The organism is Undibacterium sp. FT79W (assembly GCF_014284215.1).
Lineage (GTDB): Bacteria > Pseudomonadota > Gammaproteobacteria > Burkholderiales > Burkholderiaceae_D > Undibacterium > Undibacterium aquatile.
Genome location: NZ_JACOGB010000011.1, coordinates 44,900 through 71,693 on the forward strand (window position 1 = coordinate 44,900; position 26,794 = coordinate 71,693).

Sequence of the window (26,794 nt, forward strand, 5' to 3'; positions counted from 1 at the left end):
TCTCTTGCTATTCGCGATGAACGCAGGGCTATGGAGGAGGAAGATGCTGGTGCCGGCTGCTGGTTCAATACTTGAATGAACCGGCTTTACCTGTGAGGTGTGACAGGATAGACCGGGAAAAACCAAGAAAAGTTCCATTTTTTGTGTGAGTCACAGGCATTTGCATGCAAATGGTTGCAAACTAGTCTAAAGTAATGCCGTGTTCGTAACTAAGGTTTCGTGTTGGATAATTTATTGTTAGTGATAGCTGCGCTGTTACTGGTGTTGTTAAACGGTTTTTTTGTGGCAGCCGAATTTGGACTGGTGAAGTTGCGCCAGACCCGAATTCGCAGTATTGCCAAATCTTCGGGCTTGCGTGGCAAATTATTAGTCACGGTACATCAGCATCTCGATACTTATCTTTCTGCCTGCCAGCTTGGTATTACGCTCGCCTCACTCGGGTTGGGCTGGATAGGCGAACCTGCGTTTGCAAATTTATTGCAACCTTTGTTCCACGTTTTGGGCGTGACTTCGGTTGAAATTATTCACGGTGTTTCCTTCTTTTTTGCTTTTTTCGTCATTTCTTTCCTGCATATTGTGGTGGGCGAACTGGCGCCGAAATCGATGGCAATTCGTATGCCAGAAAAAGTGTCTTTGTGGACGGCTCCCGCTTTATATGCATTCTACTGGCTGATGTATCCGGTGATCTGGGTGCTCAACAGCAGTGCGAATCTGGTACTGAAATGGGTGGGGCTGGATGTTGCGCATGGCAGTGATAGCCATTATTCACCGGAAGAACTGAAGCTGATTTTGCGCGGCAGTCATGGCGGCAGCAAAGAAATACGCGATGAATGGAGCATCATGGCGCAGGTGCTCGATTTCGGCGGGTTGGAAATTTCTGATCTGATGCGCCCGATCAATGAAGTGGTGGCGATGTACAAAAGCGCCAGCCTGGAAGAAAACATGGAGACGGCAGCACGTAACCGTTTCAGCCGCTATCCGTATTTTGATGAAGATGAAAAAACGGTACTGGGTATGTTGCATCTGAAGGATTTATTTCTGGCGCAGCAATCCGGCAAACCGCTGGATGATCTGAGTAAACATTTGCGTCAGGTAGAATTTGTGCCGCCGAATATGCCAGCTCTGGAGCTGTTCCGTCGCTTTCGTAAAGGCGCTCCCCATTTCGCGATCGTTGGACATAAAGGCAGTAAGCCAGTCGGTTTCTTAACGCTGGATAACTTGCTGGGCGCGTTGGTTGGTCAGATTCGCGATGAATTTCGGCAGAATGAAAACGACTGGACATTGCTGGATGATGGCACCCTGATAGGAAAAGGTAGCTTGCCCTTGTACACGCTGGGCATGGCATTGCGCTTTGATCTAGACAGCGATGAAGTCGAATCGATCGGTGGTTTGATCATGCAGAAATTAGGCGACTTGCCAGTCGAAGGACAGAAAGTGGAGTTCGACCGTTTTGACGCCGTGGTTAAAAAGATGAATGGCCCACGCATCGTTCTGGTCAGGATTTACCCCAAAAAAGAGGCTGCCGTATCGTGATACGCGTCGCATCAGCAGGTTGTGACTTGCTGATGCGAAGTCGGATAAAGTAGAAATTCAGTCGCCGAGACAGATATTCAGGTCGCGCGCAGTCTGCACAATATCACCATTCAGCGGCACACTTTTCATCCGTCCTGCCACTTCTTCCAGTGCGACATAATTCACATCCGGATATGCCAGTGCCACCATGATGCCGGAATGCCCTTCATTTAATGCCCGGACTGCGGCAGCACCAAAGCGCATCGCAGAAACGCGGTCGAAGGCACTCGGACTACCGCCTCGTAACAGATGACCGAGCACGACGGCGCGGGCTTCTTTCCCGGTTTTTCTCTGTAATTCTTGCGCCAGGTTTTCGCCTATGCCACCCAGTCTTTCCACATAGCCGGCTCCGGCTTTTTCATGCAGTACGCGTTCGCCACCCAATGGGTTCGCACCTTCGGCCACGATAACGATGGAATAGTGATGACCGGCGCGGTCTCTGGCGATCAGGTGGGCCGTCAGTTTTTCAATATCGTACGGAATTTCCGGTATCAGGATAGCGTGCGCATTTGCAGAAATGCCGGTATGCAATGCGATCCAGCCGGCATAACGTCCCATGACCTCGACCACCATAATCCGTTGATGACTACTGGCAGTACTGTGCAGTCTATCCGTGCATTCGGTTGCAAAGGCGACGGCGGTGTCAAAGCCAAATGTGGTAAAGGTTTTATCCAGATCGTTATCGATGGTTTTTGGAATGCCAACGACGCGCATTCCTTGCTGATGAAGCACATTGGCAATCGTTAATGTGCCGTCGCCGCCGATGCAGACTAAGGCATTAATATCCATTGCCTTCAGCGCTGCGTGTATTTCCCCGCTGCGGTCGGTTTCTGTCACACTGCCGTCTGGCATGGTGGTGGCGAACTTAAGAGGATTCCCATGATTGGTGGTTCCCAGTATTGTTCCGCCAAGGTGACCGATATGATCGACTTGTGCCATCGTCAGTCTGGTAATGCCGTCAACCGGATAGCGATCCGGTCGTAATATGCCATTGAAGCCTTCGCGGATACCGAAGCATTCCCAGCCGCGTTTTTCAGCGGCAAAAACGACAGAACGTATGACCGCGTTTAAACCCGGGGCATCGCCACCGCCTGTGCTGATGGCAATACGTCGTATAGGATGTGACATGAATTTCCTCTGTGATACCAATAAAGCGGATCAGATTGTGCTCAGGTCACTATTTGCCTCTGATTGATCCCAGCAAAGCTGCTTGCGCATCAAGTTGTCGGGCCACATTGCCGCAGACCAGATCACATAAGTCATAGACGGATTGATCGGCGATCTGGTAGAACACCGTTGTACCACGACTCTGACGTTCAACCAGTCCGTGTTTTGCCAGCGTCGATAAATGGCGTGAGGCATTCGCCTGAGAGCATTGGCAGCGTTCAGCCAGTTCACCAACATTCAGTTCGCCATCGCGCAGACAATTCAGAATGCGCAAACGCGTTGGCTCTGCCAACGCTGAGAAATACTGCGCGACTTGCGTCAACGCCTGATCTGACAAGCCTTCCATCACAGTAGCAAGCTCCGCTTCTAAAGCGACAATCATACCATTTCAATGCGCGATGCTGGTGTCCTTCAAGAGAAGCGGATGCCAGCGCCAACTCTTAGAGTTCAGCACGACAGCACAATGCCGCGGTCATTCCAAGCTGTCAGGCTGTTAAAATAGCCTGACTCATACTTTTCATCTGCAACATGTGCGCAACCCCAATTACTGTGAACGTTCCGGTCGAACAACTGTGTGTCGGCTTATATGTTCATCTCGATATTTCCTGGCTTGATCATTCCTTTGCGTTGAACAGTTTTAAGATAAAAAACGAACAGGAAATTCTGGCACTTCGCCAGTTAGGTTTGAAAACGATCAGGGTGAATCCGTCCAAGTCGGATTGTCGTCCTCTGCCACCGCCATCGGCCAACGCACCCGTTGCAGAAGTAGCCCTGCCGACGCCTGAGGAACTTGAGAAAATCAAAGAAAAGCGTGCGCGTATTGATCGTCTTCTGAAAGAGCGCAATGCTATTGCTGAGTGTGAAAAGGAATTGCTGAAAGCAGCGGGAACTTTAAAAAATATTACGAAGAACCTGTTTGCACGTCCGCAGGAATCCGTCAGGCAAGCCGAAGAGCTGGTGCAGCAGATGCTGGAATCTCTGCTCGTTGATAAGGATATCGCGATCCATCTGATGAATGACAAAATTGCTGGTGAAGAGGCTTATTACCATTCGCTGAATGTGACTGTGCTGACGATGATGCTGGCGAAAGAACTCGCTTTTTCCGCCGATGATATCAAGTTGATGGGTATGGGATGCCTGTTTCACGACATAGGAAAAATGGAGATTCCTGACCGGATTGTTAACAAGACATTTGAACTGACGCGTGCTGAGCAGAATTTATTGCGACAGCATGTTTTTTATGGTCAGCAAATTGCTGAAAAATTACATTTGCCAAAACAGGTGCTGGATATTATCAATCAGCATCACGAACATATGGATGGAAGCGGTTATCCGGGTGCTTTGCCGGGCGATAAAATTTCCCCGCTGGCGCGTATTGTGACGATAACGAATGCTTACGATAATTTGTGTAATTGCCCTAATCCTGCAGATTCCATGAGCCCTTACGAGGCGATGGCGCATATGTTCGGTCATCTGCGCAAGCAGTTTGACCCTGCTGCCTTGAATCTGTTTATCCGCAGTATGGGTATTTATCCTCCCGGAACGATAGTCCGGTTATCTGATGGCACTTACGGTATGGTCGTTGCTGTCAATTCTGGTAAGCCCTTACGTCCCAGTGTATTGATCTATGATCCGAGTGTCCCTAAATCGGAGGCGATTATTCTTGATCTGGTTCATGAGCCGGTTATCGAGATTGAGGCCAGTCTCAAACCCGCGCAGCTTGCACCTGAAATATACGAATATCTGAGCCCACGCAAACGCATGACTTATTTCTTCGATACCCAGAAAAACGCCAGACAGTCATCCTGATAGGTCTGTCAGACGAGACTGATTTTCGATCGCTCACAGCGCAGCAAGAGCGGCAAATTTATCCGGATAAAGACATGACCAGTTATCTGCATGCGACTGCGCGGCAACGCATAAACGGCATCGTTGAACATTTTCAAGAATTGCTACCCGCATCACCTGCATGGGGTAGTCCGCATTTGCCACACCTGAATACTCCGGTTGCATTCGATGATGGCGTCATCATCGGCTATGGCTACCTGTGCGGAAAAATGGTGTTCGCTGCTGTGCAGGATGGCAATTTCATGGGCGGTGCGATAGGCGAAGTTCATGGCGCCAAATTAGTTGGCTTATTGCGCAAAGCGCTACTGGAAAAACCGACGGCAGTGATACTTCTGGCAGAGTCTGGCGGCGTGCGCTTACAAGAAGCCAACGCGGGTTTGATCGCAGTTTCTGAGCTGATGCGGGCAGTATTGGCGGTGCGTGCAGCCGGTATTCCTGTAATCGTACTCAATGGAGGCCTGCATGGCTGTTTTGGCGGTATGGGCATCGTCGCCAATTGCTCGGATACTCTCGTCATGTCGACCGAGGCGCGGTTGGGAATGTCCGGGCCCAGAGTCATTGAAACTGTGCATGGTGTTGAGGAATTTGACTCCAGAGATCGTGCGTTGGTATGGCAAGTCAGCGGCGGCGAACATCGCTATCGTAGTGGCGATTGCCAGATGTTGGTGGAAGATACGATTGCTGCATTTAAAGCAGCGGCGGTGCAGGCACTGACGGTCACCAGGCAGACAGTATCGGGCTTCAGCTCACTTGAAGCCGAACATGCAATGTTGACGCAGCGCTTAGCGACATTCCCACCAGCGACTGGCGATACTGGTTACGCTGATACTTGCAGAGCCGGGAAGCCTGAGCCGGAATGGGGTCATCTGGCGGCACAGCTTTTTCCTAAGGGATATGACATCGCCGAAGAAAACTCAGTGTTATCAGGCACTGCGCAAATGAATAGCGCAACCGTCAGCGTTATCGGTACGACAAATCACACCGAAATCGGAGTGGAAATCGCTCTGAAGCAGGCACAACTGGTGTTGATGACGATGCGTGATTATCCGGAGCGACCGATTTTGTTGCTGGTCGATACGACGGGGCAGCGTTTGCGCCGCAGGGATGAAATGCTGGGAATGCAACGATATATGGCGCATCTGGGAAAATGTATAGAATCAGCGCGGCGAAACGGACATAAGATCGTCGCTTTGGTCTATGGGCAGGCCTTATCCGGAGGTTTTGTCAGTAGCGGTATGATGGCAGATGCTTGCTACGCACTACCTTCGTCAATAATCAGAGTCATGGATTTATCTGCCATGGCGCGCATTATGAAAATTCCACTGGAAACGCTCGCTGGACTTGCGCAATCTCATCCGGTTTTTGCGCCCGGCCCTGAAAACTATCTGCGCATGGGCGGCATACAGAAAATTTGGAAAAATAATCTGGCATCTTGTCTGATGACCGCATTCGCAGATATTTCCAATGAAGATTTACGTATGTCGCACGGCGCCGCACGAGGTGGGCGTGTTATGGCACAAAAAGTCGTTGATGCCGTATTATTTGCAGATATTAAACGTTAAGGCAGTATTGAAGTGGATCAGATTGAACAATTTCAGCGTCACGATCTGGTGTGGTTATCTGATCAGGCATGGAGCGACATTTTTTCCAGGCAAACGCAAAATAGCGAGGGTTTGCAACGCTGGCAACGTGAGGAGTGGCCTGCTGTGGTGTTGCGCCGGGATGCGGAAGCCGGCGATGATGAAGTCTGTATAGGATTTGATCTGTCGCTGACGGATGGGCGTAAGCCATACATATTTGCCAGAACCAGAGTCGAGTACATCATAGAGCATCAGTCGAGCTTATCGCTGAGCACGGTAATTCCAGTGGCGCCTGTTGCCTGGCAAACAGCTTTACGAGAGCTGAATCTGGAGGCAACGGCTGCCGGTGTGCGCTTACGCGTATATGGTGCACTCGCGTTGCAGTTTTTGACGGGATTAAATTATCTCGATACGAATTCCAGAATTGACATCCTGTTTCGTCCGCAGGATCACAAACATCTTGTTGCCGGACTGACTTTATTGCAGCGTTATCGTGAACAAATGCCGCTGGATGGTGAAGTCATCTTTCCACGTGGGCAGGCAGTCAGTTGGAAGGAATGGTTATTATCCGACTCGGTGCCGGACGCTGCGCAGGATCAGCTTGTTCTGGTGAAAGACATGTATCAGGCCCGGCTACTTCCCAAACATGTGCTGACAGAAAGTCTGCATGAAACTTAGCCTTGCCGGAATGGCAAAATACAGACATGTTCAAAGCGAAGACTGATTCGGTTTCAAATGCCCTCATCACTCGACGAGTTGATTACCTGGATCAGTCCGGACAGCTTATTTCAACGCACCTGCAGTTTAGTAACGACGGCGTGGCTGAGCAGAACCTGAGCCGCTGTGTTTTTCAATATGGCGGAAAGTGATGCGGCCTTTAGTCAAATCATAAGGCGACATTTCCAGCGTGACTTTATCTCCCGCAAGAATGCGGATGTGATGCTGACGCATTTTTCCTGAGGTGTAGGCGATCAGTTGATGTCCATTTTCCAAATTCACTCTGAAGCGGGAGTCCGGTAAAACTTCTTCAACCAGGCCGTTCATTTCTAACAGTTCTTCTTTTGCCATTGTGGGTTCACATTCATATTAATGATTAGGTACCGTCGCTGTTGCGGCAGTTGATATAGTCCTGCAATGACATTCATTGCAGGAGCTGGCGTTACTTATTGTTCGTACAGCGTATCCGCTGCATTAAAGAGAAAAAGATCGTTATGCGAGCCATACTTGTATGGCATTTACGTCAGAGCGTAAAGACATATCCGGAAAATCAGCACAGGCAAGAGCCACCAATTGACGCAAAGTACTACGCTGACGGAAGAGGATAACGGATGCCGGAAAATTTGTTTGATAATTGGACTAACTCACTTTAACGGGAGATTATACCCTGATTAGGTGGTCGTAGTCGTTTCTTAGGTCTGTCTTACCATAATCACTATCCATGTTTGTTTTTTACAGACGGGTTCTGAGAGTAATAATTCGTATTAACTTTGTAAACCGGTCATGCAAAATACTGCCGTCCATGAAAAGGAAGCTGGAACATTCAAAGCAAGTTCAAGGTTCAAATAATCTGAGACTTTATTGTATTTTCTGTGCGTAGTGATAGACACTCAGGTTGATCCACAATATAAACAAATCAACGCCAAGCGAGAGATATGCGACACATATTGATCCCTGACTCCAGCAATAGGCAATACGACTGTGTAGCGCACCTGCATGGATGTTCGGTCAGCAGACAATGTTCCGACCGAAATCCACACATTGCGTTGTCTCGATGCAAATGTGGAATCAGGGTCAAGGAGTAGAGCGGGATTTTCCTGAAAGGAAGTATTCAGTACACGCGATAGGTGCACCAGCACCGATGGTTGGGTTCGGCGTAGCAGTCGATTGGGGAAAGCGACTTCACCGAACCAGTCAATTCGCCAAAAATTTTCATCCTTCGGAAAGGCAAAAATTGATGGCAAGTGATTGTTATTGAAACAGTTTTTCGAAAAGTCCACCAAAATCGTTAATTGACTTATCTCGTCAGTATCTGATTTGTCTCACCACTTACTGATCTTTCACATCCGTTCCTACGCCATGCGCTTGCTGGTCTGCGTGATAGCTGGAACGCACCATGGCGCCGACGGCGGCGTGGGCGAAGCCCATTTTGTAGGCTTCTTCTTCATACATTTTGAAGACGTCAGGATGCACATAACGGCGCACCGGCAGATGATGCCCGCTTGGTGCCAGATATTGGCCTATGGTCAGCATATCGACATTGTGGGCGCGCATATCGCGCATCACTTGCAGCACTTCTTCATCGGTTTCACCGAGGCCAACCATGATGCCGGATTTGGTCGGCGTGTTCGGATGTTGTTCCTTGAAACGCTTGAGTAAGCTCAGTGAATATTCGTAATCTGAACCGGGGCGCGCTTCTTTGTAGAGGCGTGGTGCTGTTTCCAGATTGTGGTTCATCACGTCAGGTGGTGCCAGGTTCAGAATTTCCAGTGCACGATCCATGCGGCCACGGAAATCCGGCGTCAGAATTTCTATGCGCGTGGCTGGCGACAATTCGCGGATCTTACTAATGCATTCGGCAAAGTGAGCAGCGCCGCCGTCGCGCAGATCGTCACGATCAACCGAGGTAATGACAACATAACTGAGTTTGAGATCGGCAATGGTTTTAGCCAGATTCAACGGTTCATTGACGTCGAGCGGGTCCGGGCGGCCATGACCGACATCGCAGAACGGGCAACGGCGTGTGCACTTGTCGCCCATGATCATGAAGGTTGCCGTGCCTTTGCCGAAGCATTCGCCGATGTTCGGGCAGGAAGCTTCCTCGCAGACCGTGACCAGTTTGCTGGCGCGCAGAATATCTTTGATTTCGTAGAAGCGGGTTGTCGGTGAGCCAGCTTTAACGCGTATCCAGTCAGGCTTAGGCAAACGTTCCATCGGCACAATCTTGATAGGAATGCGCGCAGTCTTGCTGGCACCTTTCTGTTTTTCAGTCGGATCGTAAGCAGCAGTCGTGGTGGCGGGGGATGCAGGTGTGTTGTCGGTTGTCATGATACGGATCGGTTCAGAAAATCAGAAAGCGTTTATTGAGTAACAGTCAAAAGGTGCTGCAAATGTTGTGCGAGTGTCGTCTGTACGTCGGCCAGCGGAACGCTGACTCCCAGCGTTTTCATATCCACCGTTGCCAGTCCCGCATAGCCGCAGGGATTGATCCAAGAAAATGGTGTCAGATCCATAGCCACATTCAGCGAAACCCCGTGATAAGTGCAGCCATTGCCGCGCACTTTGAGTCCCAGCGCGGCGATTTTGGCGCCTTTGTACTGACCATCGCTGACATAAATGCCAGGCGCGCCGGCTTTGCGTTCGCCGGCGAGATTATACGCTGCCAGCGTATCGATAACGGCCTGTTCTATCTTGTGCACAAATTCACGCGCAAACAAGCGCGCTTTCGGGTGGCTGCGTCGCAGATCCATCATCAGATAAATCACAACCTGGCCCGGACCATGATAAGTGACTTCGCCGCCACGATCGGTCTGCACAACCGGAATATCATGCGCCGCCAATACATGCGACTGATCTGCGCCGAGCCCGAGTGTGAATACAGGAGGATGTTCAACGATCCAGAACTCATCCGGCGTCTGCGCATCGCGCGCATCGGTGAACGCACGCATCGCATCAAAAGTGAGCTGATAAGATTCAACGCCGCGATGGATGACGCGAGGGGAGATGGAATTAGACAGAGCTGCTTGCATAGAACGCTAGTGTAACATCGCTGCGGGACGAATTCTGCTTTTAGCGCCGCCAGCAAGTGCGGCATGTATTGCGTGGCGCCGCTTGCCGAGGAGTCTCAGTGAGCGCGTTTCGACAAGTTAATGCGTTCCCAAAAAAATAAAGATCACGCGGATATCCCGGTGATCTTTATGCTGAAACACTGGCTACGTTGATCAGGCAAAAACGTGGCTGATTTTTTGCGTCAGTTTTTGCCATTGGAACGGGAATCCTGCATTTTTTGCTGACGCATGTTGTGGCTGGGTTGCTGCCACGGATGCGATGCTGCTATTTTGCTGATCGGCTTCAATCACTACCAGACGGTGAGCAGGTACCGTTACGGATTCGCCAGCGCTCAGCCAGAAATCTTCGTCTTCACCGGCAATCGTCAGCCAGACACGACCAGCTGTAACGGTGAATGTTTGCGCTTGTTCACTTTGGCCTGAAACGGTGTCGCCCGCGGTGATAGTGAATGATGGTTTTGCGAAATTAATTGTCATTTCCAGACTCCTTGCGATATCTGCATAAAGTTAAATATGCAGCAATTTATCTCTGAAAAGACCAATCCTGCATTACGATGTCAGAATTGTAGTCGTTGGAAAGTAAGATGTAAAACGAGTAATTTTGTCTTTCCTTGCTAATTAAATTCACAGTAATATGCGTTATCGAAATAGGAGATATAAGCCAAATGGATTTCCGCCGTCTGCCGAATCTTGCTGCTTTGCGTGCGTTTGAAGCAGCTTCCCGTCATGAAAATTTCTCGCGTGCTGCTGACGAAATTCATCTGACCCACGGCGCGATCAGTCATCAGGTCAGGGCGCTGGAAGAAGAGCTCGGCGTGGAGTTATTCGTCAGAAATGGCAAGCGCATTCGCATTACGCCGGATGGTGAGCGTTTTGCCAGCGCGATCCGGCGTTCCTTGCAAGAGCTGGCGGATGCGGCGGATCTGCTGCGGGATCGCAACAAGCAAAAACGCTTGGGCATCACATCGCTGCCTTCATTCGCTGCCCGCTGGTTGTCGCCGCGTCTGGGGCGTTTCATCGAACACCACCCCGACCTGGAAGTCAGCCTGCAATCGAGTTCATCGCTGGTCGATTTCACCCGCGAGCAGGTGGATATTGCGATACGTTTTGGCCTCGGACATTATCCGGGACTCGTCAGCGAATTGCTGATGGGCGACGAATATTATCCTGTCATCAGTCCCACTTATCAGGCTGATAAAGTGCCGCAGACGCCAGCCGAGCTGGTGGGCGCGCATTTGTTGCGTTGTGACGAAGAGCCCTGGTTACCGTGGTTCCGGGCTGCCGGGCTGGACGCGGATGAACCCAGTGGCGGCCTGATTTTTCAGGATTCTTCCATGCTCGCCAGAGCGGCGGTCGATGGTCAGGGAATCGCGCTCGGCAGGCATGCGATCGTTGAATCCGATATTCAATCCGGCCTGCTGCGACGCTTGTTTGACATCAGTATTCCTTGCCCGGTCTCGTATTACCTCGTGTATCCGGCGAGTTCTATGGATAAGCCACAGGTCAGGGCATTCAGGGAGTGGTTGCTGGCAGAAGTGCGCTCGGCCAGAACCTGATTTCTTGCATACTCCCCCTTATTTTAATGAAAAAGCCCTTTATGTTCGCAGAAATAAAGGGCTTTAAAATATACTGGGGGGAGTATAGAGATGCTTATTTTTGATCTGTGACGAGATTTTTTATCTTACACAGAAATCATCGTTGATTTATTTTTCGATTGTTTCACGTCTAAGAAGTAACCAAAGCCTCCGTAAGTCACGATCCAGAAAATGGTACTCAATAGCAACGAGTAGTAAAGCGGTGCGCCAGAACTGATCACTTCGTTACCTCTAAAGATTCCAAGCCATATTCCTAACTGGTAGCCAGGTGTTCCATGCAAATAAAATAACAGGAAACCGGTAATTGCGAGTAGTTTGCCGCCATATGTGAACGGAACGTAATACGCGGCTATATTCATTCCATAGCTGATTGGTACGATCGTCAAGCCTGCCACTGCTCCAAAAATACGCCAGCGCCAGCCTTGTTTTGCGCCAATTTTTAATGACAACACGACAACTGGAATAATGATTATTAATAACGGTAATATCCACATACCCGGCTCCATCTTGGTTAAGTGATAACTTCTACGCCAGTATGCTTCACGCAATGTTACCTGGCAAGAGACTTTCGTTCGATGAGTGCCGTATTGAATTACTGCTACATACTCCCCCTCTTTTTAATAAAAATGCCCTTTATGTCCGCAGAAATAAAGGGCTTTAAAATATACTGGGGGGAGTATATTTAGTACTAAATATTGCTTACAGCACGACTTTGACCATAGGATGGCCAGACAACTCGCGGTACAGATTGTCGAGTTGTTCACGGCTGGTGGCCCAGACCGTGACCGTTAATGACAGATAGGTGCCTTTGCTGGAAGGGCGCATATCCATTTTCCCGGCGTGAAACGTCGGGTCGTGCAGTGTCACAACTTCCACGATGGTTTGCGCAAAGGCGTCGTGCATTGCACCCATGATCTTGATCGGAAAATCACTCGGATATTCGATCAGGCTCTCTTCTGGCGGGATAGGTTTCATTTCCATGATAATTCCATTTCTTCATCTTGCCGGACGGCGCTTTGCATTCCTGAGTTCATGAAGAAATGGAAATACGCTGCGCTTACGCCGCTTTGGCTAATTGATATGCGGCATACAGTTGCTTGTAGATGGGGCCTGGCAGGCCATTTCCAATAGTCTGATCGTCAAGTTTGACGACGGCAAGCACTTCTTTAGTCGCGGACGACAACATGACTTCATCTGCTGCAAATACTTCGTCACGGGTGATGCGGCAGGCTTTGAACGGGATATGGTTGGCGGCACAGATTTCTTCGATCAGCGCATAACGTATGCCTTCCAGAATCTGATTGTCTTTCGGCGGGCCCATCAGCACGCCGTCTTTCACGATCCAGACATTCGATGACGAGGCTTCGGTCAGATAGCCGTTGCGGAATTGTATAGTTTCCGTGACGCCGTTTTCAGCCGCATTTTGAGCAGCAAAGACGTTGCCAAGTAAAGAAATCGATTTGATTTCGCAGTGCAGCCAGCGCAGGTCTTCCATAGAGACGCAGGCGACGCCATGTTCACGCGCTTCGGCGGATGGCATCACGATAGGATTGGTCATGATGAACACGGTTGGTGTCACATCTTTTGGGTAAGCGTGGGCACGTTTGGCAACACCGCGCGTGATTTGCAGATAGGCCATCTGATCATCGGCTTCATGCGCATCCATGACCTTGGCGATCAGTGCCAGCCATTCTTCCTTGCTATGCGGATTGTTGATGCCGATCGCGTCGAGGCTGCGGAACAGGCGTGCCAGATGCTGGTCCGCGCGGAACATCTTGCGACCATAGACGGGAATGACTTCGTAAATACCATCGCCAAAAATAAACCCGCGATCCAGCACGGAAATTTTAGCTTCGGAGAGGGGCGTCATTGCGCCGTTCAGATAAACCAGAGGATCATTCATGATGTCAGTGCCAGTGAGAAGAAAGAACTTATTCTCACACAAATAATGCTGCCAGATTATGCAAATATCGCATACAAGGATGCCTGCGGGTTATTTGTCTGGTGCTGTATTTGCTTGAAATCAGCCTTGGCGAAGACGTAAAAAAGCCACGCAAACCGTGCGGCGAGCGTGGCGTTTTGTGGGCATGACGCGTTACGCTGGCATGCGTGTCTTCTGACTTATTTGAACATCAGGCGAATCGAATCCCACGCGCGGCCAAAGATGCTGGCCTGATCGACTTTTTCTAAAGCGAGTACCGGGAATTCGGCAATCGCTTTGCCATCGAGCATCATTTTCACGGTGCCGACCTTGCTGTTCTGGGCAATCGGTGCCACCAGCGGATCTTTGCGTTCCAGCGCCGGTTTCAGTTTGGCTGCCGAGCCTTTTGGCAGCGTCACGTACAGGTCGCGGTCGAAACCGATCTTGATCTGTGCCTGCGAACCTTTCCAGATCACCGGGGTGTCGATGGCCTGGCCTTTGGCATACAGTTTGACCGTATCGAAATTCAGGAAGCCCCAGTTCAGCAATTTCAGGCTTTCCTGTGCCCGTACCTGGTCGCTGGCGGTGCCGGTGACAACGGAAATCAGGCGGCGCTGACCCGTGCCATTCGGACGATTCGCCGAAGAGACCAGGCAATAGCCAGCCGCTTCGGTATGGCCGGTTTTCATGCCATCGACCGTTGGGTCCAGCCACAATAAACGGTTGCGGTTAGGCTGGGTGATTTTGTTATAGGTGTAGCTCTTGGTGCTGTAATAGGTTTTGTAATATTCTGGGTAATCACTAATCAGACGTGCTGCTACCGTGGAAAGATCACGTGCGGTCGCATAGTTTTCCGGGCTGGGCAAACCATGCGGATTAGCGAAGTGGCTGGATTTCATGCCTATGCGTTCTGCTTCGCGGTTCATCTGCACGACGAAGGCTTCTTCGCTGCCTGCGACGGCCTCAGCTAGCGCGACGGCAGCATCGTTACCGGATTGCACGATCAGACCATACAGCAATTCATTGATGGTGACAGGCTTGTTTGGCTCGATGAACATCTTCGAGCTGCTGGCATCGACTTTCCAGGCGCGGGTAGAGACATTCACGCTCTGATTCAGATCCAGCTTTTTCTCTTTGAGCGCAGAAAAGACCATGTAGGCTGTCATGATTTTCGTCAGTGACGCTGGTTCTATGCGCAGATCCGGGTCTTGGGCGGCGATCACCTGATTGCTGGTGGCATCCACCAGTATCCAGGATTTTGCAGCAACTGTCGGTGCTGGCAGAGTTTGTGCCATCGCCACTGACATCGTCAGCAGTGAGGCGGCAATAGTGGCAAGGAATTTTTTCATTGGATGAGACTTTAAAAAACAAAAAATAAAAGCAAAAGGGGATAAAAGCAAAAGGCTTCAACGCTCAGCAGGTTTATCCCACATGCTGGTGACCAGCTGTTTGATATGGTGCAGGCGACGATGGAAAAAATGATCGGCACCGGGAATCACGGTGACCGGAATATCTTGCGGGCGCAGCCAATCGAGTACGGCGGACAGCGGTATCGTGTCGTCCTGTTCGCCGTGGATCAGTATGGTGTTCGACGGAATCTCAGGCATTGCCCATTTACCGGCGGCGGCACCGACTAACACCAGACGTTCGGCCGGCGTGCCTGCCTGTATCAGCCTTTGTTGCAGGCAAGCCTGCACGAAGGTGCCGAAAGAAAATCCCGCCAGCGCTAATGGCAACGTGGGATAACGTGTACGCATGTGGGCCAGCAACAATGCCATGTCGTCGGTTTCGCCGATGCCTGCATCATGTGTTCCGGCAGACTGGCCGACGCCACGGAAATTCATACGCACGGCGGCATAGCCCAGGCCCGTGAAGGTGCGTGCCAGTGTTTGCGCGACTTTGTTATCCATCGTGCCGCCGTACAGCGGATGCGGATGCGCGACCAGTGCCAGACCGACAGGCGCGGCGAAAATTTCAGGATCAGGTAAATCGAGCGCGCATTGCAAAGGACCGACGGCGCCGGGCACCAGAAAATGTTCAGTTTGTGCGTTCATGCGTAAAAATCAGGTGTTCGGTAATTGCAGGCGTTTGACGATGCCGCCGCCGACCAGATCAACGTCGATGATTTCATCGATATCCGACTGATCAACGAAGGTGTACCAGGTGCCTTGCGGGTAGACTACCATCACCGGCCCTTCGTCGCAGCGATCGAGGCAACCCGCTTTATTAATGCGGATTTTGCCTTGACCATTCATATCCATTTGCTTGATGCGCCGTTTGGCGTGTTCCTGTGCGGCTTGTGCGCCGTGATCGGTGCAGCAGGGGCGACCATCGTCGCGTTGATTCATGCAGAAAAACACATGTTTTTGAAAATAGAGAGGTTCAGACATGATGAGCAATTCTTTAGCTTCAGGCAGTTAATCTGACTCCGGATGGCTATCCGGTGATAGCGGTCAGGCGAAGGGCGAACGGCTGTGCCGTCAAGCCGCTATGATACTGCAACTTGCGCAGCTGCCGGTTTGGGCTTTCGTAACAAAGTCCACAATGCCATCCAAGGCCAGCACAGTGATAAGAACTGCGCAGCACCGTTAAAGTTCAAAAATTTTCCCTGCACCCAGGTTTGCATCGTCGCGGCGAAGTAGGGATTGTCCGGTAACAGATTCAGCACCACGAGCGAAATCAGCAGCAGCAAAAATGCCAGTCGCTTTTGCGCCCGCACAGGCGCAAATGAAAAACCGTACAACATGATGGCGCTGATGAGCAAGCCGCCGATCGCGCCGGGCGTCAGCCAGGCATACGCATATTCGGGCTTGAACAGCAAAGCGCTGGCGAGTGTTTTGGCGATCAGGGTCATACTCAGCAACAGCATGCCAAGCGGGAATTTTGGTGCATGGCGATTAAATAAACTCAGACAGATCAGGATGGCACCGGTACAACCGCTGGCGGTGATGAAGGTTTCCGCCAGCAGATATTCATCTGCACTGAATTCCATGCCTTGCAGAACAAACGCGCCGATGTCGATATCCATGTCGAACAAGTCGCTCAGGTGTTGCGACAATATCGGCAGCAGTTGCCCCAGCCCGAACAGATAGGCCTGTGGATACAGTTGCGCCATCGGCCATAAACACAGCAAGACGATTTCCCAGCTCGAATCCTGATACGTCCATTGTTTGCGCAATAATTGCAGACGTCCTTTTTCCAGTATCAGCGGCGTCAATAGCGCACCTAAGATCGCCCCCATTACCGCGCCGCTGGTGTTGGTCAGAAAATCCAGCAGCGAAGTGACGCGGCTCGGCAGAAAATATTGCACCAGTTCGGCCACCGCAGAGATCAGCGCGCCGCCAAAACAGGCAATCAGCGCCGCCCACCAGCGATTGACCAGCGGGTACAGCGCAAAGACGATCAGGGTGCCAAACGGGATATAGCCAACAATATTGATACCAGCATCAAATTTGGTCCAGTAACGTGGCCATTGCCGGATCACATCAGGCAGCGCAGATAAATTATTTGCCTGCCAGCCGGTAAATGGATACCAGCTCGCATACAGAATCAGTACGGTATAGGCGAGCAGGCAGACACGGGCGAAAGGGGAGCTGTGTAAGTGGCTGACGACGTGACTGACTAAGTGACTGTCCGCACCTGCGTCTGGTGACGGAGCGTGGTTGTCCGGCAGGTGTTCGCTCATGGCGGGAGTTAATTCAGAGCCAGGCTATTGAGCCATTTCTGCATGTCGTTGATCATGGTATCGACCGCTGTTTGCATCGCCTTTGCACCGCTGGCAGCATCAGCGCTGGCAGCTGGTATCTGCAACAGAAAATTCCGCGTGCCGATGATGTTGCGTCCTTTAAGCACGATGCCGCGTGCATAAATGTGTGCATGGCTGGCGCTTGGCGTGGTGAATACCTGGGAAAATTCATCGAGCTCCAGGCGTAAGACCGGCAAACTTCCCGCGCTATCAGCGGTGTTGGTGACCACAGCGCCGCGCGAGTTCAGCACCAGCTTGATTCTTTGCGCGACTAACTGTGCGGGCGGCATACTCCAGCGCGCCTGCGCATACGGCTTCAACTGCTGTGCGTTATCGTATTGCAGGCGATACAGCATGGCATTGCTGTCGAGCGCGGCCGGTACCTGAATCTCGGCGAGGGCAATTTGCATTTTTGTATTCGGCAGCGAGACCGTATTGAACGGGCCGAAATCGTATTGCTGGCGTTGTGCCGGAGCCGTGCTGCTGCAGGCGCTCAGCAGGCTGCACCAGATCAGCAGTACGGGCAGAAAACGATAGTGAGTAAGGCGATAGAGTCGTTGCATACGATGTCCTCAGGTAGTCTTCTCTGTTATTTATTTGTGTGCGACAAAACCGGCTTCGCCGGGGCCGGGCGCGGCTGGCGGATTGCCAAACAGGATGCTTTGCGGCCTGTCGTTCAGATTTTCCGTGGTGCGGTTGAGAGAACGCAGGCTGCTGCGGGCTTCGCCGGTCAGACTCTGGATGCGAGGCAGTGTTTCCATCGTTACGCCGTTACTCAGTTGGTCTAATGCCAGATTAAAGCGGGCGATCGGGCCATCGGCCGCCTGCAATTGTGTACTGAGCTGGTTCAGATTATTGGTGAAGCGCGATGCGTCTTTCGATAACACACTGACGGTGTTCAATGTGTTCTGCGTCTGATCGATCAGCCCTGGCAATTTATCCAGACTGGGGTTGAGTTTGTTCGGCAACGCCTGCCACGCTTCTGCAGCTTTGTTGATGTTGTCGACGGCGCTGATCATGGTTTGACGATTTTTCGGATCGAGCAGGCTATTGATACGGCGGGTCAGTTCTTCGGTTTGCGTCAGAATTGCGAGCCCGCGCTCTTCCAGATTTTGCATGACACCGGGGCGCAGCGGAATCCGTTGCGTCGTACCATCCTGCGCTAAAGGGACAGAAGCGCTCGCTGTTTTGTCTTCATCGAGCTGCACAAATGCAATGCCCGTCACACCCTGATAGGCGAGAGTGGCGAAGGTGGCGTTGGTGACGGGCGTATCCGGAATCACTTCCAGACGCAGTATCAGTTGTCCCGGATTTTTATCATCAAAATCGATGTCGGTAACATTGCCGACTTTAATCCCTTTGTAGCGGACAGCCGCTTGCAGGTTGAGGCCGGAGACCGCTGATTTGGTCACGATCTCATACGGCGTGCGCTGAATTTTGTCGCGCCCCAGCCAGATCGCGATAAAAATAGCGAGTATCAATAAGGCGATGGTGAAGAATCCAGCGATTAAGGCGTGCGATCGGTTTTCCATGGCTTTCCTATGGTGTAGCGGGTGTCAGCACTTCCATGGCGCGTTTGCCGCGACCACCGAGGAAGAAGCTGCTGATGAACGGATGTTGGAAGCGTACGACTTCTTGCGGTGTGCCGACGACGATGACTTTTTTTTCAGCCAGCACCGCAATACGATTCGACAGTGCAAACAGGCTGTCGAGATCATGCGTGACCATGATGACTGTCAGGCAGAGTTGCCGGTGCAGTGACTGTATCAGTTCGACGAAACTGTCGGAACGATCCGGATCAAGTCCAGCGGTCGGCTCGTCAAGGAACAATAATTCAGGGTCGAGTGCTAAAGCGCGCGCCAGGGCGATCCGTTTGATCATGCCGCCGGATAAATCTGCCGGCATTTTCGGTGCATGTTCAAAGGCGATATTCACCATCTGCAATTTCAGATACACCAAATCGGTGATCAGCGATTCCGGCAATTTTCTGAGTTCGCGCATCGGCTGGGCGATATTGTCGAACACGCTCAGCGCCGAATACAAAGCGCCATGCTGAAACAACATGCCCGAACGTTTGCGCAGATAATCAAGATGACGACTGTCGGACACCTGCAAGTCTTCACCGAAGACTTTGATGCTGCCGCGACGTGGCGTTTCCAGCCCCAGCATCTGGCGCACGAGCACGGTTTTACCGGTACCGGAACCACCGACGATAGACAGAATCTCACCGCGCCTGACCGATAATTCCAGATTATCGTGGACGACGGCACGCCCGAACTGCGTGCGTAAGCCCTGAATTTCGATCACGTTATCGGTCGTCATCAATAGCCCACTTTGCTGAAAATAATCGCAAAAATTGCATCGGCAATGATCACGACGGTAATTGCAATCACCACGGAATTGGTGGTGCCGTGCCCCAGACTTTCCGTATTCGGTTTGATGCGCAAACCATAATGGCAGGCAATCAGCGCAATCAGGATACCGAAGGCAACACCTTTACCCAGGCCTATCCAGTAATTCAGCAGGGGCACCGCATCCGGCAATTTATAGACAAAAAATTCCGGGCTCATACCGAGTAGCGCTTGCGCTGAAATCATTCCGCCTATGAGTGCCATCACATCGGTCCAGATCACCAGCAGCGGCATGGCGATCGCCAGTGCCAGCACCTTAGGCAGGATCAGGCGGGAACCATGCGGTATGCCCATCACCAGCATTGCATCGAGCTCTTCGGTGACCCGCATGACGCCGAGCTGCGCCGTGATGGCCGAGCCTGAACGACCCGCAACCAGAATCGCCGCCAGCAACGGGCCGAGTTCGCGGATGATGCTCATGCCGAGAATATTGACGATAAATAAATCGCCGCCGAACGTCAGTAATTGTTGTGCCGACAGATAAGAAAGCACGATCCCTATCAGGATGCCGACCAGTGCGGTAATGCCCAGCGCCTGCGCACCCATGCGATACAGGTTGGCTGATAATTCTTTCCACGGGCCTCGCAGCGGGTGGCGTATAAAACCGGCCAGATCGATCATCAGTTGACCGAGCAACATGCTGAAGCCGTACAAGTGCTCAAAGAAGCCGAGCACGATCTCGCCCAACTGCATGATGCCGTAAAAGAGCGGACGTTTTGCGCTGACCAGATTGACCTGACTGGCTTCTGCGACACGCTGAAACAGACCTTCATGTACCGGCTGCAGTAACAGATGTTGTGGTTTTTTCTTGCCCCAGGCGCGCCACAATATCTGCGCACCGACATGATCGAGCGCACTGATCTGGCTTAAATCCCAGTGAATATCGTCGCGCTTTCCCTGGTTGGTCAGCTCCGTCTGCAAATCATGCAAGCGGTGACCTTCGGATAATGCGTGCACCAGCCACGCGCCAGCGACGCTAATCGTGGTCTGATCTGCATGATTGACGGTCAGGGTGGGAGGGCTAACTGAGGGCATGTCGTCAGTGTAAACGAGATAACTGTTTTGCTGCAATGAAGCAAAGCATACATTGACTGATGTTGATCTTCATTAAAAGAAATACGCCATCGGCGTCTGAGCTCGACCGCTAGCGATTACGTAAGTCAGATGCTTTGCAGACAAAACTGGTTTTATTCTGATGTGAAAATGAGCTTTAAGGGGGAGTATATTCAAAAATTACGCTATTCTCAGCATAAACATTGGGCTTTTAAATATACTCCACCCAGTATATTTAGTGCTCAACAAGCGCTCGCAGGCAAATAACGGCAGGATGCTGCATCGGTGTTGTCACTTGGTATAACGCTTATTTCTCTTGCCGTACCGGTGCTTTTTTATCGATCACCTCGCGGCAATCTCCCTTCAGCGTCGCATTATCGTAATCAGACCAGCCGTAACTATCGACATAGCGTGTATGCGCGACCAGTTGCGGGCTGAGGATGCTCCAGTTCAGCCTTTCGTCGGGATAGCGGATATTGCCCATGTCGAGCAAGGTGTGAAACACGTTTTCTGTTGACAGACGGAATTTCCGGTGGCGTTTGAGCTGCCGAATTTTTTCCGGGAACAATTGCTGATAGTCATCCGAATACCAGATGAAGGCCGGGATGTGAAACTCATATTGCGTATTGTGGCCGTGAAACGCCAGACCGCAACTGCCGTCATACAAGGTTTGCCCATGATCGGAGATATACATCATCGAGGTGACTTGCTGGCTGGCCTTCAGACGCTGTATGACTTCCGACAATATCCAGTCAGTGTACAAAATTGAATTGTCATAGCTGTTGTTGAGTGCCGGTTTATTCTTCAGGTCGGTATAGGCGGGGTTATCGACCCCGAACAGCGACGGCTTCCAGTGGTCGTATTCTTTCGGGTGGCGATGGCTGTAATTCCAGTGGTTCCCCAGCGTATGTAAGACGATCAGTTTTTTCGGCGCGGCATCGTTCAGCGCGCGGCTCATGGGATCCAGCAGGATGTCGTCGAAACTGGAATTATTGGTAAAGCCACCGAGATTCAGAAATTGGGTAGCATCGGCTTCTTTCGCGAACACTGAGATCGGCGTGTCGAACTGACCAAAGCTCATCTGGTTCGATATCCAGAAGGTTTTAAATCCCGCTTCTTTAAATGCAGACAGAAAGGATTTTTCAGAGAAACCGGCCTTCAGGCTTTGTGCCGCCGGTTTGCGCGACACAATAACAGGTACCGACAGGCGGGTCGCAGCAACGGCGGTAATCATGTCGCTGAAGCTGACCAGATTGTCTTCCAGTGATAACAAGGGATTCGTTTCACGTTCGTAACCATTCAGGCTCCAACGGTCGTAGCGCGATGATTCTCCAAGCACTACGACGATAGTTTGCGCTAACTTTTGATCGCCTTCGAGGGTGGCGTTGAAGCGGAAGTTGCGGCTTTTTTCAGACAGCTTCGATAAATATCCACGTTCGCTCCAGAAGTCAGCGATGCGCACCGCGAGGCCGAATGGCCAGGTACTTGTGAAGACATCCTCGTCGTAACGTATTTGAGCCCAGGACGGTAGCGGGCCAAGGGCGTGGCTTAATTTCTGTCGTTGATGCTCCAGCCAAACCAGTGGAATCACTTTGCCCATCGGCTTGGTACTGGCGACCGAAACGGGCTCATCGTCGCTGTCGTCGTCGCTATGGCTACTTGCGGCTGAGGCTGGTGGTGCAGTGACGCCAACATATTCGCCGTAACCCCAGATGCAGAACCCCATCGCCACCATACTGATCAACGCCCAGCGGCTTGGATGTTGCCAGTGCAGCGCCGGCGTGTTCAGCGCAATTTTCAGCAGGCTCCACCACCACGCTGTAATCATCAACGTCAGAAACAGCAGTAGCCAGATTTTTTGCCCCAGAAATTCAATCGCTTCTTTGGGGCTGGTCTCCAGCAGTATGCCCAGGTGATGAGTCGAAATGCTCTGCCCGAAATACAGGCGCAGATAAATTTCTATGGGTATCGCCAGCATTGCCGGCAGTAACAGGAAATGAAACCAGCGCGGATGCTTGAACACCGCCCATAGTATTGGCCAGCAGATGACCTCCATCGCCAGCAGCTGCCAGCCTTTTTCTACCGGCTTTCCCAGCATCAGCGAAAAAAATGGAATCGCTGAGAGCAGCAGATAACTTAATAACAGAAAGAGAGGGCTTGGGCGTAATAAAGAGCGCATCAGGATAGTGGCAGGCTGGCTTGCGGTTGTTGCAGTGTGACGGATACGTCGCCGTTTACCGCAACATAGGATGGTCACTAAAAGAGTTCAGGTCGACAATATAAATGATTTGCAAAAATACGGGGCGCTGCTGATGGCGGCCATTAGCGAAATCACTTCAACATACTGCATTAATTTAAACAAAATTAAATAAAAAGCATGGGAACCTTGATTTTTCAAGGAAATTTCCTACCTGACTTGCCATATTGAAGCAGTTGGAGCAGTCTGCTTCGCAACGAAAAACGTTGACATAGCTGGATCAGGCGACATAAAATTGCGAGTTCTCGATTTTGGGTTTGCAGTTTTCAACATGTTTCTAGCTGTTTTTTGCGAAAAAATATGCTTAAAAAGCAGGCAGATATTGGGCTCGTCTGAATAATTCGGACGTAAAAAAATGATTTTTAGTTCCCGGGCAACCGTTTCCGGGTTTGTGTTTAACGTTGTATTTTGTTGGATTAAAAACGATGCCAACCATCAATCAACTGATTCGCCAACCACGTGTTTCTGCAGTGGTTAAGAGCAAATCGCCGGCGCTGGAAAACAGCCCGCAGAAACGTGGCGTTTGCACCCGCGTTTATACTACAACTCCAAAAAAGCCTAACTCGGCTTTGCGTAAAGTTGCCAAAGTTCGCCTGACTAATGGTTTCGAAGTTATTTCGTACATTGGCGGTGAAGGCCATAACTTGCAAGAACATAGCGTAGTCCTGCTGCGCGGTGGTCGTGTAAAGGATTTGCCAGGTGTTCGTTACCATATGGTTCGCGGTGCTTTGGATACACAAGGCGTTAAAGACCGTAAGCAAGCTCGTTCCAAATATGGTTCTAAGCGCGCTAAGGCAGTGAAGAAGTAATTATCTCGTAATTTAATCTCCGTAAAGTATTACGGATCAGTGTCGGTTCGGAATGAGCCGAGTAAGTGACTGGTTATGATGGCCTGTCGCGAGTGTCAGGTGAATTGTTGCCCGATGCTCAACTGAAGATTGAAAGGAATTGAAATGCCACGTCGTCGTGAGGTCCCGAAACGGGACGTATTGCCAGATCCAAAATTTGGTAATGTTGAAGTAGCAAAATTTGTTAACGTATTGATGTTGTCTGGCAAGAAGTCTGTTGCTGAAGGCATCATCTACGGTGCGTTTGATCACATCCAGCAAAAATCTGGTAAAGATCCTCTGGAAGTGTTTGCATTGGCAATTAACAACGCCAAGCCACTGGTTGAAGTAAAATCCCGCCGTGTTGGTGGCGCGAACTATCAGGTGCCTGTTGAAGTGCGTCCAGTTCGTCGTCTGGCTTTGTCTATGCGTTGGTTGCGTGAAGCTGCAAACAAGCGTAGTGAAAAGTCCATGCCACAACGTTTGGGTGGTGAGTTGTTAGAAGCCGCAGAAGGCCGCGGCGGTGCAATGAAGAAGCGTGACGAAGTTCATCGTATGGCTGAAGCCAACAAGGCCTTCTCTCACTTCCGCTTCTAAGAGTAAGAGTAAGGAGCCTTTGTATGATGATTATGCAATGGTTCTGGCAAGTATTTTGAATCAGGCCGGGCGCGATTTTCACAAAAAATTGCGCTCGGTTTTGTCCATTAAAAGATTTAGGATTATCTATGGCCCGTAAGACCCCCATTGAGCGCTACCGCAATATCGGTATCTCGGCTCACATTGATGCAGGTAAAACGACGACGACAGAACGTGTTCTGTTCTACACCGGTGTCAACCACAAAATCGGTGAAGTACATGATGGCGCTGCTACCATGGACTGGATGGAACAAGAGCAAGAGCGCGGTATTACTATTACTTCCGCAGCGACAACTTGCTTCTGGAGCGGTATGGCGAACAATTTCGCTCCGCACCATATCAATATTATCGATACACCAGGTCACGTTGACTTCACTATTGAAGTTGAGCGTTCTATGCGTGTTCTCGATGGCGCCTGCATGGTTTACTGTGCGGTAGGCGGCGTTCAGCCTCAGTCTGAAACTGTATGGCGTCAGGCTAATAAGTACAAAGTTCCTCGTCTGGCATTCGTCAACAAGATGGACCGTACTGGCGCGAACTTCTTCAAAGTGTATGAGCAAATGCGCACACGCCTGAAGGCAAACCCAATTCCTATGCAAGTGCCTATCGGTGCTGAGGACTTGTTCGAAGGCGTTATCGATCTGGTCAAAATGAAAGCGATTATCTGGGATACAGCATCCCAAGGTATGAAGTTTGAATACGGCGAGATCCCTGCGAATTTGTTGGCTGATGCTAAGAAATGGCGCGAAAACATGGTGGAAGCAGCAGCTGAAGCCTCTGAAGAATTGATGAACAAATACCTTGAAGAAGGTGATTTGTCTGAAGCTGAAATCAAAGCGGCGATTCGTCAGCGTACTATCGCGAGTGAAATCGTTCCGATGATGTGCGGTACTGCCTTTAAAAACAAAGGCGTGCAGGCGATGTTGGATGCGGTTGTTGAATTCCTGCCATCTCCAGTGGATATTCCACCGGTACCAGGTACAAACGAAGATGAAGAGCCAGTGGTTCGTCAGGCAAAAGATGATGAAAAATTCTCTGCTTTGGCGTTCAAAATCGCAACTGATCCATTCGTTGGTCAATTGTGCTTTATCCGCTGCTACTCCGGTACTTTGAATTCTGGCGACACAGTTTATAACTCTGTCAAAGGTAAAAAAGAACGTATCGGACGTATTGTTCAGATGCATGCGAATCAGCGCGAAGAAATCAAAGAAATGCTTGCCGGTGACATCGCTGCGGTTGTTGGTCTGAAAGACACAACAACTGGTGATACATTGTGTGATGATAAAGCGATTGTCGTTCTGGAACGCATGGTTTTCCCTGAGCCAGTTATTTCTCAGGCTGTTGAGCCAAAAACAAAGGCTGACCAAGAGAAAATGGGCTTGGCGCTGAACCGTCTGGCTGCTGAAGATCCATCTTTCCGCGTACGTACTGACGAAGAATCAGGTCAGACAATTATTGCCGGTATGGGTGAGTTGCATCTGGATATTATCGTTGATCGTATGAAGCGTGAATTCAACGTTGAAGCGACAGTAGGTAAGCCACAGGTTGCATACCGCGAAACTATTCGTAAAACTTGCGAAGAAATCGAAGGTAAATTCGTTAAGCAATCCGGTGGTCGTGGTCAGTATGGTCACGTTGTTCTGAAAATTGAACCGCAAGAACCAGGTAAAGGCTTTGAATTCGTTGACGCGATCAAAGGCGGTACCGTTCCACGTGAATACATCCCTGCGGTTGAAAAAGGTGTTCGTGAAACACTGACATCCGGTGTATTGGCTGGCTACCCAGTGGTTGACGTTAAAGTAACTCTGTTCTTCGGTTCTTACCATGACGTTGACTCCAACGAAAACGCGTTCCGTATGGCGGGTTCGATGGCATTCAAAGATGGCTGCCGTAAAGCAAGCCCAGTTATTCTGGAACCAATGATGGCTGTTGAAGTCGAAACACCTGAAGACTACGCTGGTACAGTCATGGGTGACTTGTCCTCCCGCCGTGGTATGGTTCAAGGTATGGATGAAGTTGCTGGTGGTGGTGGTAAGATCATTAAGGCTGAAGTTCCTTTGTCTGAAATGTTTGGTTATTCCACATCATTGCGTTCCGCAACACAAGGTCGCGCAACGTACTCTATGGAATTCAAGCATTATTCCGAAGCGCCGAAAAATGTTATCGACGCAATCGTGACATCCAAAGCTAAGTAATTTGTAATCTGAAAAGCCTGCTCCTTGCCTGGAGCAGGCATCTTATTGATAAATCGTTCTTTTTGAAGGAAGAATAAAATGGCAAAAGGTAAGTTCGAACGCACCAAGCCGCACGTCAACGTAGGTACAATTGGTCACGTTGATCACGGTAAAACAACATTGACAGCAGCGATTGCAACAGTATTGTCTGCAAAATTCGGTG

The 26,794-nt window shown here is 50.6% G+C and carries 27 protein-coding genes; 9 read left to right on the forward strand and 18 right to left on the reverse strand.

Annotated features, from left to right (window positions below; genetic code table 11):
- The first annotated feature begins 222 nt into the window (after positions 1–222).
- Positions 223–1,533 carry a hemolysin family protein gene (locus H8K38_RS17370; RefSeq protein WP_186886137.1) on the forward strand — a complete coding sequence of 437 codons (1,311 nt, stop codon included), beginning with the start codon at positions 223–225 and terminating at the stop codon, positions 1,531–1,533.
- Positions 1,534–1,590: 57 nt separating this feature from the next.
- On the opposite strand, the gene H8K38_RS17375 is transcribed toward H8K38_RS17370, so the two are convergent.
- On the reverse strand, positions 1,591–2,700 hold the full coding sequence (locus tag H8K38_RS17375; protein WP_186886112.1) for a 6-phosphofructokinase: 1,110 nt from the start codon (positions 2,698–2,700) through the stop codon (positions 1,591–1,593).
- 49 nt (positions 2,701–2,749) lie between these two features.
- On the reverse strand, positions 2,750–3,085 hold the full coding sequence (locus H8K38_RS17380; protein WP_186886138.1) for a metalloregulator ArsR/SmtB family transcription factor: 336 nt from the start codon (positions 3,083–3,085) through the stop codon (positions 2,750–2,752).
- Positions 3,086–3,267: 182 nt separating this feature from the next.
- Between H8K38_RS17380 and H8K38_RS17385 the strand changes: the two genes are divergently transcribed.
- The 3 genes from H8K38_RS17385 (at position 3,268) to mdcG (ending at position 6,845) form a co-directional block, all read left to right on the forward strand.
- Positions 3,268–4,548 carry an HD-GYP domain-containing protein gene (locus tag H8K38_RS17385; RefSeq protein ID WP_186886113.1) on the forward strand — a complete coding sequence of 427 codons (1,281 nt, stop codon included), beginning with the start codon at positions 3,268–3,270 and terminating at the stop codon, positions 4,546–4,548.
- A gap of 74 nt (positions 4,549–4,622) precedes the next feature.
- Positions 4,623–6,149: a biotin-independent malonate decarboxylase subunit beta gene (locus tag H8K38_RS17390; protein WP_186886114.1), complete on the forward strand. Its 1,527-nt coding sequence runs from the start codon at positions 4,623–4,625 to the stop codon at positions 6,147–6,149.
- Between the two features lie 12 nt (positions 6,150–6,161).
- Entirely contained in the window at positions 6,162–6,845 is a 684-nt protein-coding gene (mdcG, locus tag H8K38_RS17395) for a malonate decarboxylase holo-[acyl-carrier-protein] synthase (protein ID WP_186886115.1), read from the forward strand.
- 126 nt (positions 6,846–6,971) lie between these two features.
- On the opposite strand, the gene infA is transcribed toward mdcG, so the two are convergent.
- The 4 genes from infA to H8K38_RS17415 all read right to left on the reverse strand — a co-directional run bounded on the left by infA (position 6,972) and on the right by H8K38_RS17415 (position 10,429).
- Complete coding sequence (gene infA / locus H8K38_RS17400; RefSeq protein ID WP_186886116.1) at positions 6,972–7,235, reverse strand: translation initiation factor IF-1; 264 nt, start codon at positions 7,233–7,235, stop codon at positions 6,972–6,974.
- A 978-nt stretch (positions 7,236–8,213) separates the two neighbouring features.
- Positions 8,214–9,212, reverse strand: coding sequence for a lipoyl synthase (lipA, locus tag H8K38_RS17405; RefSeq protein ID WP_186886117.1), 999 nt, complete (start codon positions 9,210–9,212; stop codon positions 8,214–8,216).
- 32 nt (positions 9,213–9,244) lie between these two features.
- Positions 9,245–9,913, reverse strand: a complete 669-nt coding sequence (gene lipB / locus H8K38_RS17410) for a lipoyl(octanoyl) transferase LipB (RefSeq protein WP_186886118.1) — start codon at positions 9,911–9,913, stop codon at positions 9,245–9,247.
- Positions 9,914–10,105: 192 nt separating this feature from the next.
- Positions 10,106–10,429 carry a DUF2917 domain-containing protein gene (locus H8K38_RS17415; RefSeq protein WP_186886119.1) on the reverse strand — a complete coding sequence of 108 codons (324 nt, stop codon included), beginning with the start codon at positions 10,427–10,429 and terminating at the stop codon, positions 10,106–10,108.
- A gap of 188 nt (positions 10,430–10,617) precedes the next feature.
- On the opposite strand from H8K38_RS17415, the gene gcvA reads away from it, so the two are divergent.
- Positions 10,618–11,508: a transcriptional regulator GcvA gene (gcvA, locus tag H8K38_RS17420; protein ID WP_186886120.1), complete on the forward strand. Its 891-nt coding sequence runs from the start codon at positions 10,618–10,620 to the stop codon at positions 11,506–11,508.
- Positions 11,509–11,633: 125 nt separating this feature from the next.
- Here gcvA and H8K38_RS17425 read toward each other — a convergent pair whose 3' ends face one another.
- The 12 genes from H8K38_RS17425 to H8K38_RS17480 form a co-directional block, all read right to left on the reverse strand.
- Positions 11,634–12,041: a hypothetical protein gene (locus tag H8K38_RS17425; protein ID WP_186886121.1), complete on the reverse strand. Its 408-nt coding sequence runs from the start codon at positions 12,039–12,041 to the stop codon at positions 11,634–11,636.
- Positions 12,042–12,246: 205 nt separating this feature from the next.
- Positions 12,247–12,522, reverse strand: a complete 276-nt coding sequence (locus H8K38_RS17430) for a DUF493 family protein (protein ID WP_186886139.1) — start codon at positions 12,520–12,522, stop codon at positions 12,247–12,249.
- A gap of 82 nt (positions 12,523–12,604) precedes the next feature.
- Positions 12,605–13,450, reverse strand: coding sequence for a D-amino acid aminotransferase (locus tag H8K38_RS17435; protein WP_186886122.1), 846 nt, complete (start codon positions 13,448–13,450; stop codon positions 12,605–12,607).
- A 218-nt stretch (positions 13,451–13,668) separates the two neighbouring features.
- Positions 13,669–14,817 carry a D-alanyl-D-alanine carboxypeptidase family protein gene (locus H8K38_RS17440; RefSeq protein ID WP_186886123.1) on the reverse strand — a complete coding sequence of 383 codons (1,149 nt, stop codon included), beginning with the start codon at positions 14,815–14,817 and terminating at the stop codon, positions 13,669–13,671.
- A gap of 57 nt (positions 14,818–14,874) precedes the next feature.
- Complete coding sequence (locus H8K38_RS17445; protein WP_186886124.1) at positions 14,875–15,522, reverse strand: alpha/beta hydrolase; 648 nt, start codon at positions 15,520–15,522, stop codon at positions 14,875–14,877.
- 9 nt (positions 15,523–15,531) lie between these two features.
- A complete protein-coding gene (locus H8K38_RS17450; RefSeq protein WP_186886125.1) occupies positions 15,532–15,858 on the reverse strand; it encodes a ferredoxin in 327 nt (108 codons plus the stop codon).
- 98 nt (positions 15,859–15,956) lie between these two features.
- Complete coding sequence (locus tag H8K38_RS17455) at positions 15,957–17,153, reverse strand: VanZ family protein (RefSeq protein WP_186886126.1); 1,197 nt, start codon at positions 17,151–17,153, stop codon at positions 15,957–15,959.
- 8 nt (positions 17,154–17,161) lie between these two features.
- Entirely contained in the window at positions 17,162–17,776 is a 615-nt protein-coding gene (locus tag H8K38_RS17460) for an ABC-type transport auxiliary lipoprotein family protein (RefSeq protein ID WP_186886127.1), read from the reverse strand.
- Between the two features lie 30 nt (positions 17,777–17,806).
- The gene (locus H8K38_RS17465) at positions 17,807–18,745 is read right to left on the reverse strand and encodes an MlaD family protein (RefSeq protein WP_186886128.1); all 939 of its coding nucleotides are present in this window, start codon (positions 18,743–18,745) and stop codon (positions 17,807–17,809) included.
- Between the two features lie 7 nt (positions 18,746–18,752).
- Complete coding sequence (locus H8K38_RS17470) at positions 18,753–19,535, reverse strand: ABC transporter ATP-binding protein (RefSeq protein WP_186886129.1); 783 nt, start codon at positions 19,533–19,535, stop codon at positions 18,753–18,755.
- A complete protein-coding gene (locus H8K38_RS17475; protein ID WP_186886130.1) occupies positions 19,535–20,659 on the reverse strand; it encodes an ABC transporter permease in 1,125 nt (374 codons plus the stop codon). Before H8K38_RS17475 ends, H8K38_RS17470 begins: the two co-directional genes overlap by 1 nt.
- 325 nt (positions 20,660–20,984) lie before the next feature.
- Positions 20,985–22,856 carry a phosphoethanolamine transferase gene (locus tag H8K38_RS17480; protein WP_186886131.1) on the reverse strand — a complete coding sequence of 624 codons (1,872 nt, stop codon included), beginning with the start codon at positions 22,854–22,856 and terminating at the stop codon, positions 20,985–20,987.
- 503 nt (positions 22,857–23,359) lie between these two features.
- Between H8K38_RS17480 and rpsL the strand changes: the two genes are divergently transcribed.
- From rpsL to H8K38_RS17500, 4 genes are all read left to right on the forward strand, one after another.
- The gene (gene rpsL, locus H8K38_RS17485; protein WP_186886132.1) at positions 23,360–23,743 is read left to right on the forward strand and encodes a 30S ribosomal protein S12; all 384 of its coding nucleotides are present in this window, start codon (positions 23,360–23,362) and stop codon (positions 23,741–23,743) included.
- A gap of 144 nt (positions 23,744–23,887) precedes the next feature.
- Positions 23,888–24,358, forward strand: a complete 471-nt coding sequence (rpsG, locus tag H8K38_RS17490; RefSeq protein ID WP_162039546.1) for a 30S ribosomal protein S7 — start codon at positions 23,888–23,890, stop codon at positions 24,356–24,358.
- 128 nt (positions 24,359–24,486) lie between these two features.
- Positions 24,487–26,592 carry an elongation factor G gene (gene fusA / locus H8K38_RS17495; protein WP_186886133.1) on the forward strand — a complete coding sequence of 702 codons (2,106 nt, stop codon included), beginning with the start codon at positions 24,487–24,489 and terminating at the stop codon, positions 26,590–26,592.
- Between the two features lie 78 nt (positions 26,593–26,670).
- Positions 26,671–26,794, forward strand: a 124-nt coding sequence (locus H8K38_RS17500) for a GTP-binding protein (RefSeq protein ID WP_229827326.1), incomplete at its 3' end; no start/stop codon positions are given.

Excerpts from the sequence above, each read along its gene's own strand:
- H8K38_RS17375 (WP_186886112.1), bottom strand. The coding sequence starts at position 2,700 with ATGTCACATCCTATACGACGTATTGCCATCAGCACAGGCGGTGGCGAT.
- H8K38_RS17380 (WP_186886138.1), bottom strand. The coding sequence starts at position 3,085 with ATGGAAGGCTTGTCAGATCAGGCGTTGACGCAAGTCGCGCAGTATTTC.
- H8K38_RS17385 (WP_186886113.1), top strand. The coding sequence starts at position 3,268 with ATGTGCGCAACCCCAATTACTGTGAACGTTCCGGTCGAACAACTGTGT.
- H8K38_RS17390 (WP_186886114.1), top strand. The coding sequence starts at position 4,623 with ATGACCAGTTATCTGCATGCGACTGCGCGGCAACGCATAAACGGCATC.
- infA (WP_186886116.1), bottom strand. The coding sequence starts at position 7,235 with ATGGCAAAAGAAGAACTGTTAGAAATGAACGGCCTGGTTGAAGAAGTT.
- lipA (WP_186886117.1), bottom strand. The coding sequence starts at position 9,212 with ATGACAACCGACAACACACCTGCATCCCCCGCCACCACGACTGCTGCT.
- lipB (WP_186886118.1), bottom strand. The coding sequence starts at position 9,913 with ATGCAAGCAGCTCTGTCTAATTCCATCTCCCCTCGCGTCATCCATCGC.
- H8K38_RS17415 (WP_186886119.1), bottom strand. The coding sequence starts at position 10,429 with ATGACAATTAATTTCGCAAAACCATCATTCACTATCACCGCGGGCGAC.
- gcvA (WP_186886120.1), top strand. The coding sequence starts at position 10,618 with ATGGATTTCCGCCGTCTGCCGAATCTTGCTGCTTTGCGTGCGTTTGAA.
- H8K38_RS17425 (WP_186886121.1), bottom strand. The coding sequence starts at position 12,041 with ATGTGGATATTACCGTTATTAATAATCATTATTCCAGTTGTCGTGTTG.
- H8K38_RS17430 (WP_186886139.1), bottom strand. The coding sequence starts at position 12,522 with ATGAAACCTATCCCGCCAGAAGAGAGCCTGATCGAATATCCGAGTGAT.
- H8K38_RS17435 (WP_186886122.1), bottom strand. The coding sequence starts at position 13,450 with ATGAATGATCCTCTGGTTTATCTGAACGGCGCAATGACGCCCCTCTCC.
- H8K38_RS17440 (WP_186886123.1), bottom strand. The coding sequence starts at position 14,817 with ATGAAAAAATTCCTTGCCACTATTGCCGCCTCACTGCTGACGATGTCA.
- H8K38_RS17445 (WP_186886124.1), bottom strand. The coding sequence starts at position 15,522 with ATGAACGCACAAACTGAACATTTTCTGGTGCCCGGCGCCGTCGGTCCT.
- H8K38_RS17450 (WP_186886125.1), bottom strand. The coding sequence starts at position 15,858 with ATGTCTGAACCTCTCTATTTTCAAAAACATGTGTTTTTCTGCATGAAT.
- H8K38_RS17455 (WP_186886126.1), bottom strand. The coding sequence starts at position 17,153 with ATGAGCGAACACCTGCCGGACAACCACGCTCCGTCACCAGACGCAGGT.
- H8K38_RS17460 (WP_186886127.1), bottom strand. The coding sequence starts at position 17,776 with ATGCAACGACTCTATCGCCTTACTCACTATCGTTTTCTGCCCGTACTG.
- H8K38_RS17465 (WP_186886128.1), bottom strand. The coding sequence starts at position 18,745 with ATGGAAAACCGATCGCACGCCTTAATCGCTGGATTCTTCACCATCGCC.
- H8K38_RS17470 (WP_186886129.1), bottom strand. The coding sequence starts at position 19,535 with ATGACGACCGATAACGTGATCGAAATTCAGGGCTTACGCACGCAGTTC.
- H8K38_RS17475 (WP_186886130.1), bottom strand. The coding sequence starts at position 20,659 with ATGCCCTCAGTTAGCCCTCCCACCCTGACCGTCAATCATGCAGATCAG.
- H8K38_RS17480 (WP_186886131.1), bottom strand. The coding sequence starts at position 22,856 with ATGCGCTCTTTATTACGCCCAAGCCCTCTCTTTCTGTTATTAAGTTAT.
- rpsL (WP_186886132.1), top strand. The coding sequence starts at position 23,360 with ATGCCAACCATCAATCAACTGATTCGCCAACCACGTGTTTCTGCAGTG.
- rpsG (WP_162039546.1), top strand. The coding sequence starts at position 23,888 with ATGCCACGTCGTCGTGAGGTCCCGAAACGGGACGTATTGCCAGATCCA.
- fusA (WP_186886133.1), top strand. The coding sequence starts at position 24,487 with ATGGCCCGTAAGACCCCCATTGAGCGCTACCGCAATATCGGTATCTCG.